This window comes from Nonomuraea sp. NPDC049784 (assembly GCF_040659615.1).
Lineage (GTDB): Bacteria > Actinomycetota > Actinomycetes > Streptosporangiales > Streptosporangiaceae > Nonomuraea.
The window spans coordinates 1-11,582 of the sequence record NZ_JBFAMX010000309.1 but is presented as its reverse complement, the minus strand read 5'-3'; the positions used below and the strand labels follow the sequence as shown (position 1 = coordinate 11,582).

Genomic DNA, 11,582 nt, shown 5'->3' with positions numbered 1-11,582 from the left:
GGCCTCGTCGGCCTGCTCCTCCTCGGCCTCCTCGTCCGGCTCCTCGCCGTCCTCAGCCTCGTCACGCTCACGCGACTTGCCGCGGCCACGGCCGCCACGCCTGCGGCGACGGCGCCGGCCGCCGCCTTCCTCCTCCTCCTGCTCGTCGGAGGTGTCGACGTCGGACTCGTCCTCGGTCACGGACTCGTCGACCGGCTCCTCGATCTCCTCGGGCTCGGGAGCGGGCTGCGGCGGCTCGGCCCGCCGGGAGGCGGCGGGCTTGGCCTTGCTGGGATCGGGCGCCTGGAACAGCGGCGCGAAGATGGCCGCCGGCCGCTGGAACATGGTGCCGGGCTCGTCCTCCCTGCGCACGGTCAACCCGAACGGGTCGGCGAGCAGGCTCGGGCGCACGGACTCCTCGTCGAGGTCCTCGCCCGCAGGTTCGTCGTCGAGCGGCTCGTCCTCGGGCAGGCCCTCCAGGATGTCCTCATCCTCGCCACCCGGCTCGGCGGCGGCCTCGCCCCCGGCGCGCGCCGCCTCAGGCGCGGTCACGACCTCACCGGCCGGGGCCTCTGCGCCTTCCTGCACGGCGGCCCGCTTGTCGGCCACCGCTCCAGCGGCCTCCTCGCCGACGGCGGGCGCCACGACTTCTTCCGGCTCCACCTTCTTGCGGGTCCTGCGCCGCTTCACGGGCTCGGCGGGCTCAGCGGGCGTCTCGCCTTCCGGGAGCACTCCCGTGGCCTCCGCCTCCGCCTCGGCCTTCTTCGTCGTGGTACGGCGCCGCGTCGTCGTGGCGGTGGACCGGGTCCGCGTGGCTCTCTTGGGCTTCTCGGCAACGGCGTCGGCAGCCGCCTCGGCCACGGCCGCCTCGACCGGGCTCTCGGGGGCGGCAGGCACACCGGCTACCGCCACTCCGGAAACGGCACCACCATCGGCCTCCGCCGCAGCGGCGGGAGCCGTACCGGCATCGGCAGCGGTCACGGCGGCGAAAAGTTCGGGCGCAGGCTCTCCGGCCGCACGCTGCGCGGCCTTGCTCTGCACCGCTTGCACATCCGCCACGGATGGCGCGGCCTGCGCGGCGGTAACGGTGACCGGAACGGAGGCCGGCTCCTCTGGCAGCTCCGGCGGGGGACCCGCGGGGCGGCTGGCGGAGCGGCGACGTGAGGTCACCTCGGGCTGTTCAGTTGTCTCCCCGTCAGGGCCAATGGCCCCGGCGTTGGGCTCGTTCTCGAGCATGCGGGCGCTCTCCCGTCAGCTCCCGGGCGCGTCGCCGCGCCGCGCAGGAGCCCTCGTGTCTCGTTGTCCGCCGGTGCCCCCGATGTAGGGGCGCCGGCGCCAAGTCCTGTCAGCGGTCGTGCCCCGCTCGCGCAGGGCGCTTCCTTAACCGGCGACGTGCTCACCCACCGGTCCCGCCTCGCCGCCGCGCGTCGTGTCGCGGTCCAGGCCGAGCGGGTCGGCAAGTTCACCGGTGCTGGCGTCGAGCGGCCCCTGCGCCAGCCTGGTCACCTCGGGGGGAACCGGCGGCGCGAAGTCAGCCACAAGGCGCAGCCCTGTGAGCACATCGTCGGGTCGAACGGCAGGCGTCATGTGCCGAACAACCATGCGCAGTATGACACACGGTCCTCCATGCACCTGAGCTGCAGTTCTGTCTGTTCCCTCGGACACCTTGAGCCCCAGGACGGCCTCCCGCGCGTCAAACCGGCGGAGACCCTTCTTGGTGAGGCGCTCGACCTCCACAGTGCCCTCCGCGAGAAACTTCTCCGCCGCCACCTCGGCGAGCTCGCGATCGGCACCGGGCAACCGCACCTCCCACTCGGAGATCTCCAAGCGGTCGGCCAGCGCCCCAGGACCCGCCTCCACAACGTCGAGCACATCGAGTCCAGGCGGCAGCGACCCATCAAGGCCCTGTTTGACCTGCTCGGGGTCACACTGTGTGGTGACACCGATCTCGAGGTATTCGGCTTCGCTGGCGACGCCGGTCGGCGCCGCGCCCGCGTAGGAGATCTTCGGGTGGGGCGAGAAACCCGCGCTGTAGGCCACCGGAATGCCGGCACGGCGGACCGCTCTCTCAACGGCCCGCGAGATGTCGCGGTGGCTGGTGAAGCGCAGGCGGCCGCGCTTGGCGTAGCGCACGCGAAGGCGCTGCACCGTGGGCGCGGGCGGAGGCCCTTCGGGAACAGGTTTCAGAGCTTGTCGTCCTTCCCTTGTAAGAGTTCTTCGTCTCAGGATAAGCCGCCCCGGCCTATGGACGTGTACGCCGAGACACGGGCTGCCCACTGAGCGCGCTAGACCACCGTAAGAGGAAGGAGTTTCCGCCCTGTGGGCCCGATTTGAATTTCCGTGCCCATCGTCGGGCAGACGCCGCAGTCGTAGCAAGGAGTCCAGCGGCAGTCTTCGACCTCACCGCCGGAAACGGCCTCCTGCCAGTCCTGCCAGAGCCATTCGCGGTCGAGCCCGGCGTCGAGGTGGTCCCACGGCAGGACTTCGTTCTCCTCCCGCTCACGCGTGGTGTACCAGTCGACGTCGACGCCGGCCTTCTCGGTCGCCGCCATCCAGCGCTCGTAGGAGAAGTGCTCGCTCCAGCCGTCGAACCTGCCGCCGTCCTCCCAGACGGCGCGGATCACGGCGCCGACCCGGCGGTCGCCGCGCGAGAGCAGGCCCTCCACGATCGAGGGCTTGCCGTCGTGGTAGCGGTAGCCGATGGCCCTGCCGTATTCCTTGTCGCCTCTGAGCGAGTCACGCAGCGCCTTGAGCCGCCGGTCGACGGTCTCGTGGTCGGCCTGACCCGCCCACTGGAACGGTGTGTGCGGCTTGGGCACGAAGCCGCCGATGGAGACCGTGCAGCGGATGTCGCGGCTGCCGGTCGCCTCCCTGCCCGCCTTGATGACCTTCTTGGCCAGGTCGGCGATGCCGAGCACGTCCTCGTCGGTCTCGGTGGGCAGCCCGCACATGAAGTAGAGCTTGACCTGGCGCCACCCCTGCGAATAGGCCGTGGTGACGGTGCGGATCAGGTCTTCCTCGGTGACCATCTTGTTGATCACCTTGCGCATGCGCTCCGAGCCGCCCTCGGGCGCGAACGTCAGGCCGGAACGCCTGCCGTTCCTGGAGAACTCGTTGGCCAGGTCGATGTTGAACGCGTCGACCCTGGTCGAGGGCAGCGACAGCGAGGTGTTGGTGCCTTCGTAGCGGTCGGCCAGGCCCTTGGCGATGTCGCCGATCTCGGAATGGTCGGCCGACGACAGCGACAGCAGTCCGACCTCGTTGAAGCCGGACTCCTTGATGCCGTTTTCGACCATGGCCCCGACCGTGGTGATCGAGCGCTCCCGCACCGGACGCGTGATCATGCCGGCCTGGCAGAACCTGCAGCCGCGGGTGCAGCCGCGGAAGATCTCCACGCTGAACCGCTCGTGCACCGTCTCGGCCAGCGGGACCAGCGGCTTCTTCGGGTAGGGCCACTCGTCGAGGTCCATGACGGTGTGCTTGTGCACCCGCCACGGCACGTCGGCCCTGTTGGGTGCGACGCGCTTGATGCGACCGTCCGGGTGATAGTCGACATCGTAGAATTTCGGGACATAAACTCCGCCGGACTCGGCGAGCCGCATCAGCAGCTCGTCGCGCCCGCCCGGCTCGCCCTCGGCCTTCCATTCGCGGATGACCTCGGTGATCGCGATGGAGATCTGCTCGCCGTCGCCGAGCACGGCAGCGTCGAGGAAGTCGGCGATCGGCTCGGGGTTGAAGGCCGCATGGCCACCGGCGAGCACGATCGGGTCGTCCTCACCCCGCTCCACGGCTAGCAGCGGAATGCCCGCCAGATCGAGCGCCGTCAGCATGTTGGTGTAGCCGAGCTCGGTCGAGAACGACAGCCCGAGCACGTCGAAGGCGCGCACCGGCCGGTGCGCGTCGACGGTGAACTGCGGGACGCCCTCGGCCCGCATGAGCGCCTCGAGATCCGGCCAGACCGCGTAGGTGCGCTCCGCCAGCGTGCCGGGCAGCTCGTTGAGGATCTCGTAGAGGATCGCCACACCCTGGTTGGGCAGCCCGACCTCGTAGGCGTCCGGGTACATCAGCGCCCACCGCACGTCGGCGGAGTCCCAGTCCTTGACGGTCGAGTTGAGCTCACCTCCGACGTACTGGATGGGCTTCTGCACCTTGGGCAGCAGCGCTTCCAGGCGGTGGAAAATCGACTCGACAGGCATACCGTCCAGGGTAGCGGCGCTCAGACCGTGGCAGGTCCTGGGCCGATGAGAAACCTGCCAGGTGGACTGCCGCTACGGCATTCGCCGGTCGCGACCGTAGGGCGGCAGGCCGACGAGCAGGTTTCTTGTCGGAGTCTCAAGGTCGTTTCCGCTGACCACCAGGATGTGGTGCCCTTCGTAGCAGGTCAGCTCGACGGCGATCACGCCGCTCGCAAGGTTGTGGACGCCGACGACGTGGTTCGCGGGCAGCAGAAAGCGCTCCTCGCACTCATCGCAATAGGCCAAGAACATATCTCTAATTAAACGACTGTCTTCGCACCCTGATGGCTTGAAGAAGCCCAATCGCAATCAGATTCGCGAACGTGGCGGTGCCACCATACGAGACGAAAGGCAACGGCAGCCCCGTGATGGGCATGATCCCGATCGTCATCCCCACATTGACGAACGTCTGGAACGCGAACCAGCACACGATCGTCCCCGCGACCAGCGTCCCGAACCTGTCATCGCAGTCCCTGGCGATCTTCAGCCCGCGTAGCAGCACCACCCCGAGCAGCAGCACGACCGTCACCGACCCGAGGAACCCGAACTCCTCCCCCACGACCGTGAAGATGAAGTCGGTGTGCTGCTCGGGCACGAACCTGCCGGTCGTCTGCCCGCCCCCCAGCAGGCCCTTGCCCAGGAGCTGCCCCGAACCGATCGCGATGATCGACTGTGTGCTGTTGTAGCCGACGCCGCGCGGGTCGACGCTCGGATCGACGAACGCCGTGAACCGCGCCACCTGGTACGGCTCGAGCAGGTGGAAGTAGAACACCGAGAACACCCCGGCCGCCGCCACCACCATCAGCGCCGCGATCCACCGTTTGCGCACTCCCGCGATGATCAGCCCGGCGGCCGTGATCACCGCCAGCACCAGCGCCGTCCCGAGGTCTGGCTGGAGCATCACCAGCCCCATCGTGACCATCGCGGCGATGAGCGCCAGCCATATGTCGAGCCCTCGCGGCCGATCGCTGCCCTCGGCGGGCTGCGCCAGCAGCATCGCGATGATCAGCAACAGCCCGACCTTGGCGAACTCGGACGGCTGCACCGCGAACCCCCCGCCGAGCAGGATCCACGAGTGCGACCCGTTGATCGTCGCGCCCAACGGCGTGATCACCAGGCCCAGCCCTATCAGCGACACCAGGTACACCAGGGGCGCGTACGCCCGCATCGCGCGATGGTCCACCATCGCCACGACCGCGCACAGCAGTATTCCGATGACCTCGTTGAACACGTGCTTCTTGACCAGGCCCGTGGATCCCGGCGCCCAGGTCCTGGTGGACGACCAGACGAGCAGCGTGCCGATCACGCACAGCCCGGCCACCGCGACCAGCATCAGCCCGTCGAGCCTGCGTACCGTCGAGTTCTCAGCGGTCACCCGCCGCAGCAGCGAGGGCCGCCGGATGGCGGCCGAACGATCGATCACCTCCGGCCCCCCGTCTCACCAGCCGTGCTCCCGACCAGCCAGCCGACCGCGCACCCGATCACCCACCCGGCCACACAACCAACCACCCACCGCACAACCCCACGGCCCCCCAGCCGCCGGACAACCCGACGACCTACCAGCCGCCGGACAACCCCAAGGCCCACTCTCCGCCGATCATCACCACGATCGCTCACCCCCGAGCGCCCTGTACGGCCCACCGCCCCCGAGCCACCCTCAGCCGCGGCAACCCCCCGACCGCCGCCACCGGCAATCACCGCCGGGACGCTACCCGCGGCCATCCCCCGCTCCGCGGCAACCACCACCGGATCCCGGTCACACGTGCCCGCACCACCGACGATCGCCGCACCACCCTCGGCCCCGGCGACCTCCAGACCCCCGACACGGGCGTCCACAGCCGAGCCGCCCTCATCCGTGGCCATTCCGCGGCCGCCATCGCGGGGGCCCGTCTCCGGGGTAGGGGCGCTCATTGTCCGGCCACCATTCCATCGGGCGAGAACCGGGGCAGTCTCGTCGTGAGCTTCCCGCCGGGCACGGCCGCGGACCGTTTGATCCCGTAGATCCCCTCGTAGATCTCCCGCGCGGCAGGCGCCGCCGTCTCCGCGCCCATCCCGCCCTGCGAGACCATGACCACGACCACGTACTGCGGGTTGTTCGTCGGCGCGAACGAGGCGAACCACGAAGTGTCCTTCTTTCCCCACACCTCCGCGGTGCCGGTCTTGCCGCCGATGCGCACCTTGTTCATCGGGAACCCGGCAAAGGCCCCCGCGGCGGTGCCGTCGGAGGGGACGTCGCTCAGCGCGTCCTTGATGTAGTGGCGCTCCTTCTCGGAGATCGGCAACTTGCCCACCACCGGCACCGGGATGGTCCTGACCACCGTGCCGTCGGGCCGCACCTGCGCCCACCCGATGCGCGGGCTGCGCAGCTTCCCGTCGCTCACCAGCGCCATGTACGCCCGTGCGAGCTGCATCGGCGTCACAAGCACGTCGCCCTGGCCGATGGCGAAGTTGGCGGAGTCACCCGGCCGGAGCAGGAACCCCTCGGTGCAGTTCTCCAGCGCCAGCCGCTTGAGGAAATCGGCCCGCGCCCGGTCCTTGACCTCCGGATAGCCCTTGCGCGACCGCTCGCAGGTCACGGCGTTGGTCCGATTCCACAGGTCCTTCTTCCACCCACGGTCGGGGATGCGCCCCGAGGACTCACCGGGCAGGTCCACCCCCGTCGGGGCGCCGAATCCGAACGCCCTGGCGGTGTTGGCGAACACCTCCTTCGTCGCCTTCTTCGGGTTGCGCCCGCCGTCCTTGAGGTACTGCTCGTACGCGGCCCGGTAGAAGATCGTGTCGCACGACTTGACCAGCGCCGTGTGCAGATTCATCGTGCCCAGCCCGATGCCGTGGAAATTGTTGAAGGCCCGGTCGCCCACCATGTAGGAGCCGGGGCAGTCGTAGGTGCCGTTCAGCGGGTATCCGGACCGCAGCATCGCCGCCACCGACGAGATCTTGAACGTCGAACCGGGCGCGAACTGGCCGTTGATCGCCCGCGACACGAGCGGATAGCCGGACTTGGTCGACAACAGCCACTGGTATCCGCGCATCGAGATCCCGCCCGCCCAGATCGCCGGGTCGTATCCGGGCGCGCTGGCCAGCGCGATCACCCGTCCCGTACGAGCGTCGAGAACCACCGCCGCGCCGCCGTCGGCCGCCGGCGCGGACTTCATCGCCTTGGCCAGCGCCTTCTCCACCACGTCCTGCACCCGGGAGTCGATGCTGGTCACCAGATGATCGCCAGGAACCGGGGTGATCTGTTCCTCGACCCCGAGCGCCTTGCCCATCCTGTCGACCTGAACCCTGCGCAGCCCCGACTTGCCACGCAGCGCGTCGTCGTAGATGTACTCGAGCCCATCTCGCCCGGCCAGGTCCACCCCGGAGAAGCTGGCCTTCAGCCCTTCCCGCTTCTCCAGCTCGGCCTCGGTGACCGGCTGCAGGTAGCCGAGCATCTGCGCCCCGGCCCCCCCGCCGGGATACTGCCTGACGGAGTGGATCTCCGCCGTCACGCCGGGGAACTCCTCCTGCCGCTCAAGGATCTGCAGCGCCTCCCGGGTGTCCACCTTCTCGTCCAGCGGGACCGGCTGGTACGGCGACCCCGTCCAGCACGGCTTGGACACCCCCGGCCCGCACGGCGTGATGCGCTGCTGCAGGTCCGAGACCGGCTTGCCGAGCACGGCCGACAGCTTGCGCAGCACCGTGAGACCGCCGTCGGGCGTCCTGGTCAGCCTGGTCCTGTCCACGGACACGACCAGCGCGGTCTTGTTACGCACCAAGGGCCGCCCGTGCGAGTCGAGGATCTGCCCACGCACCGCCGGCACGATCACGGCCCGCGTCCTGGTCTCCGTCGCCCGGGTCACGAACTCGCGCCCGCGTACCACCTGCACCTGCCACAGCCGCACGGCCAGCACGACAAGCATCATCACCACGAGCACGTGCAACGCCAAAAGCCTCGCTCGCATCCTGATCATGTCGAGAACCTCGCCTCCCTGCCGCGCGTGGTCAGCCAGATCACGATGGGGGAAACGAGCAGCGTGTAGACGACGGTGATGGGCACCCGGTCGGTCAACGTCGACATCGTCACCCGGGGATCGGAGAGGAGCCCGACCACGAACGCCGCCAGCAGCGGCGCCATCAGCACGCACAACACCACGGTCGTCACCGGCCCGCCCGCGCCGCGCCCGGCGACGTAGCCGACGACCGCCAGCACGAACGCGTACTGTCCCACGAGGTGAGCGGTCGGAGGCATGATGTCGACGAGCAGCCCGGCGCAGAATCCGAGCACCGCTCCGTACTGTGCTCCCCGTCCCAACGCCGCGCCGATCACCGCCAGCAGCACCAGATCAGGAGCGCCCCCGCCTGGCAGCGGCACCCGGTTGACCAGCATGACCTGCGCCAGCAATGCCAGCAACACGGACAGCCCGCCGATCATCGCGACCCCTCCAGGGAACTCCTCACAATCCGACGCCCCGAGCCGCACCTCAAGCCCGGCGGTCTCATGTGCACCCGCACCAACGCCCGCCCGCCCCCGCCCGCCGGCACCGAGGACCGCTCACCGCCGCACCAGGCCACCCGCACCGACGCCCGCTCATCACCGAATTTGGCCGCCCCCACCCACGACCGAGCACGACCAAACCGGACCGCCCCGGCCGGCGATCGAGCACCACCGAACCGACCCGCTCCGACCTGCGATCGACCACCACCGAACCGGACCGCCCGGACCGGCGAGCGCCCATCGTTGAGCACAGCCGCCCAGGCACCGCCAGACGCCGCCACAGCTGCTCTCACGCACGTGTCACATCCCAATCCGATGGAACGCTCCACCCATCCCCTGTGCGGGCTCATACGGCCGCCACAGCCCCAGCAGGCGTCACCGCGGCCCTCCGGAAGCAGGCGCCGCGAGCCAGGCAACCCCTCGATCATCGTGACCTCTCCTTGGTCGGCAGCACCGCGTCACGGGGGTCCCGCTTGGGCGCCTCCACCACCACACCGACCACGTCGAGCGATGTCAGATCCGCGTACGGCCGGGCGTACGCGATGCGCGTCAGCTCCCCCGGCGTCGACTCCACCCGCTCGATCACCCCGATCGGCACTCCGGGCACGTACGGGCTGCCGTTCTGTGAGCCGAAGCTGACGATCCGCGCGCCCCTGGTCAACGGTGCCGTGGAATCGAGGAGCCGGAACTGGACGAGCCGCCCGTTCTCCCCCACCCCATGCACCACACCGATCTCCTTGGCGCTCTCCAGCCGTGCCCCGGCGGCCGAGGCGGGGTCGCTGAGCAGCACCACCGTCGAGGTGTGCGGGGAAGCGCGGATGACGCGCCCGATCAGCCCGTCGCCGTTGAGCACGGTCATCTCAGACCGGATCCCGTCACTCGTGCCCGCGTCGATCTGAACGGCGTCCTCGAAGCCCGGCAGCCCACGTCTGGCGATCACGTTGGCCGGGACCACCTTGAATCCACCTGTGCCCGCCAGGCCCAGCAGCTGCTTGAGCTCTTTGGATCGGGTCGCGTCGAGCCTGCTGGCCACCAGTTCGGCGCGCAGCCGGGCGTTCTCCGCCTTGAGCGCGTTGACCCGCTCCTGGGCGCTCGGCGCGCTCACGACAGCGCTCACGAACCCTCCGACGGGACGCACCAGCCCTCCACCGAACTGCTCCGCCGTGCCGAACACAGAGGCCGCGGCGGCCCGCAGCGGCCTCAGCGGCGAGCTGTCGCCGGCGCGGTGGTCGACGGTCAGGATGATCAGGGCCGCCATCAGCAGCCCTCCGAGGATCAGCCGGGCACGGCGCGAGTCCCTCATCAGTGCCGCGACTCCGGCACCAAGACCTGCTGGAGCGCCTCGAACTCCTCAGCGCACTTGCCGGAACCGATGGCGACCGAGTCGAGGGCGTTCTCGACGAGGTGCACGGGCATGCCCGTCTCGGCCTTGACCCGCTCGTCCAGCCCCTTTAGCAGGGCGCCCCCGCCGGTGAGCGCGATGCCGCGGTCCATGATGTCGCCGGACAGCTCGGGCGGGCACTTGTCGAGCGTGGTCTTGACCGCGTCGACGATCGCGTTGACCGGCTCCTCGATGGCCTTCCTGACCTCCTCGCTCGACACGACGATGGTCTTGGGCAGCCCGCTGACCAGGTCACGCCCGCGGATCTCCGCGTGCGACTCCTCGCCGCCGGGGCAGGCCGAGCCGATGGCGATCTTGATCTCCTCTGCGGTGCGCTCGCCGAGCATCAGGGAGAACTCCTTCTTGGCGAACGAGATCACCGCCTGATCGAGCTCGTCGCCGCCGATCCTGATCGACTGGCTGGTGACCACGCCGCCCATCGAGATGATCGCCACCTCGGTGGTGCCCCCGCCGACGTCGACCACCATGTTTCCGGTCGGCTCGTGCACCGGCAGACCGGCCCCGATGGCGGCCGCCATCGGCTCCTCGACGATGTAGACCTTCCTGGCGCCCGCCTGGTATCCGGCCTCCTTCACCGCGCGCTGCTCGACGCTGGTGATGCCGCTGGGCACGGCGATGATGATGCGCGGCTTGGCGAGGTGCCGGCGTCGGTGCACCCTCTGAATGAAATATCGCAGCATCCGCTCGGTGACGTCGAAATCGGCGATCACGCCGTCCTTGAGCGGCCGGACGGCGACGATATTGCCAGGCGTACGACCGATCATCCGCTTGGCCTCGATGCCAACGGCCACGATCTTGCCGGTGGCGGTGTTGATCGCTACGACTGACGGCTCGTTGAGGACGATGCCCCGGCCGCGCACGTAGACGAGCGTGTTGGCGGTGCCCAGGTCGACCGCCATGTCACGGCCGAGAAACGCGAGCTTGCTGCCCATGGGGAACGGAGCCCTCCGTAACGTCGTTCGCGAATGACTACGGATCGAATTCGAATCGTAACGTGACGTACCCACCGAGGGGCGCAATGAGCCTTCGCGCCCCACAAAAATCTCCAGCCGCTACCTCAACCGCAATTTTGCCCGGATTGCACCACAACATCCGATCGGTTGGTGGAACGATCCAAAACGCCCATGCCTACGACCATCTCTTCCCACTTCACGTGGCGGCTCCGCCAACCATACGGAGAACGGCTGACAAAACCGTGTCCCCATCTCCCCCACGAACCGGCATCGCGCGACAAGACCCCGCCAACATACGGCAGGCGGCCGACAAAAACCCGCGCCCGCGCAGAGCGAAGCTGCACGGGCGCGAAAGCGTGAACCGGGATCGCCTAGAACCGGTCAGGGAAGAAGATCTTGATCTCCCTGGCGGCCGACTCGGGCGAGTCGGAGCCGTGGACGACGTTTTCGCCGATCTCGAGCGCGTGGTCGCCGCGGATCGTGCCGGGCGCCGACTTGACCGGGTCGGTGGCGCCGGCCAGCGCGCGGAACGCCTC

Annotated in this window: 9 protein-coding genes and 1 pseudogene; all 10 read right to left on the bottom strand. The window is 69.2% G+C overall.

Features of this window, described 5'->3' with window-relative positions; all coding sequences use genetic code 11:
- Window positions 1-1,215: pseudogene (locus AB0J09_RS39960) on the bottom strand (hypothetical protein); the annotation flags it as partial.
- Between the two features lie 144 nt (window positions 1,216-1,359).
- The gene (locus tag AB0J09_RS39955) at window positions 1,360-2,112 is read right to left on the bottom strand and encodes a TIGR03936 family radical SAM-associated protein (protein ID WP_360702892.1); all 753 of its coding nucleotides are present in this window, start codon (window positions 2,110-2,112) and stop codon (window positions 1,360-1,362) included.
- A gap of 152 nt (window positions 2,113-2,264) precedes the next feature.
- On the bottom strand, window positions 2,265-4,175 hold the full coding sequence (locus tag AB0J09_RS39950; protein ID WP_360702889.1) for a TIGR03960 family B12-binding radical SAM protein: 1,911 nt from the start codon (window positions 4,173-4,175) through the stop codon (window positions 2,265-2,267).
- 72 nt (window positions 4,176-4,247) lie between these two features.
- On the bottom strand, window positions 4,248-4,466 hold the full coding sequence (locus AB0J09_RS39945) for a hypothetical protein (RefSeq protein WP_360702886.1): 219 nt from the start codon (window positions 4,464-4,466) through the stop codon (window positions 4,248-4,250).
- 4 nt (window positions 4,467-4,470) lie between these two features.
- Window positions 4,471-5,637, bottom strand: a complete 1,167-nt coding sequence (gene rodA, locus AB0J09_RS39940) for a rod shape-determining protein RodA (protein WP_360702884.1) — start codon at window positions 5,635-5,637, stop codon at window positions 4,471-4,473.
- A 484-nt stretch (window positions 5,638-6,121) separates the two neighbouring features.
- Window positions 6,122-8,167 (bottom strand): penicillin-binding protein 2, encoded by a 2,046-nt coding sequence (mrdA, locus tag AB0J09_RS39935; protein WP_360702881.1) that lies wholly within the window; start codon window positions 8,165-8,167, stop codon window positions 6,122-6,124.
- On the bottom strand, window positions 8,164-8,628 hold the full coding sequence (mreD, locus tag AB0J09_RS39930) for a rod shape-determining protein MreD (RefSeq protein ID WP_360702879.1): 465 nt from the start codon (window positions 8,626-8,628) through the stop codon (window positions 8,164-8,166). Before mreD ends, mrdA begins: the two co-directional genes overlap by 4 nt.
- Before the next feature lie 487 nt (window positions 8,629-9,115).
- A complete protein-coding gene (mreC, locus tag AB0J09_RS39925) occupies window positions 9,116-9,994 on the bottom strand; it encodes a rod shape-determining protein MreC (RefSeq protein ID WP_360702877.1) in 879 nt (292 codons plus the stop codon).
- A complete protein-coding gene (locus AB0J09_RS39920; RefSeq protein ID WP_360702875.1) occupies window positions 9,994-11,025 on the bottom strand; it encodes a rod shape-determining protein in 1,032 nt (343 codons plus the stop codon). Before AB0J09_RS39920 ends, mreC begins: the two co-directional genes overlap by 1 nt.
- Window positions 11,026-11,417: 392 nt before the next feature.
- Window positions 11,418-11,582: nucleoside-diphosphate kinase (locus tag AB0J09_RS39915; RefSeq protein WP_360702895.1), on the bottom strand; the 165-nt coding region annotated here is incomplete at its 5' end.

Excerpts from the sequence above, each read along its gene's own strand:
- AB0J09_RS39950 (WP_360702889.1), bottom strand. The coding sequence starts at position 4,175 with ATGCCTGTCGAGTCGATTTTCCACCGCCTGGAAGCGCTGCTGCCCAAG.
- AB0J09_RS39945 (WP_360702886.1), bottom strand. The coding sequence starts at position 4,466 with ATGTTCTTGGCCTATTGCGATGAGTGCGAGGAGCGCTTTCTGCTGCCC.
- mrdA (WP_360702881.1), bottom strand. The coding sequence starts at position 8,167 with ATGATCAGGATGCGAGCGAGGCTTTTGGCGTTGCACGTGCTCGTGGTG.
- mreD (WP_360702879.1), bottom strand. The coding sequence starts at position 8,628 with ATGATCGGCGGGCTGTCCGTGTTGCTGGCATTGCTGGCGCAGGTCATG.
- mreC (WP_360702877.1), bottom strand. The coding sequence starts at position 9,994 with ATGAGGGACTCGCGCCGTGCCCGGCTGATCCTCGGAGGGCTGCTGATG.
- AB0J09_RS39920 (WP_360702875.1), bottom strand. The coding sequence starts at position 11,025 with ATGGGCAGCAAGCTCGCGTTTCTCGGCCGTGACATGGCGGTCGACCTG.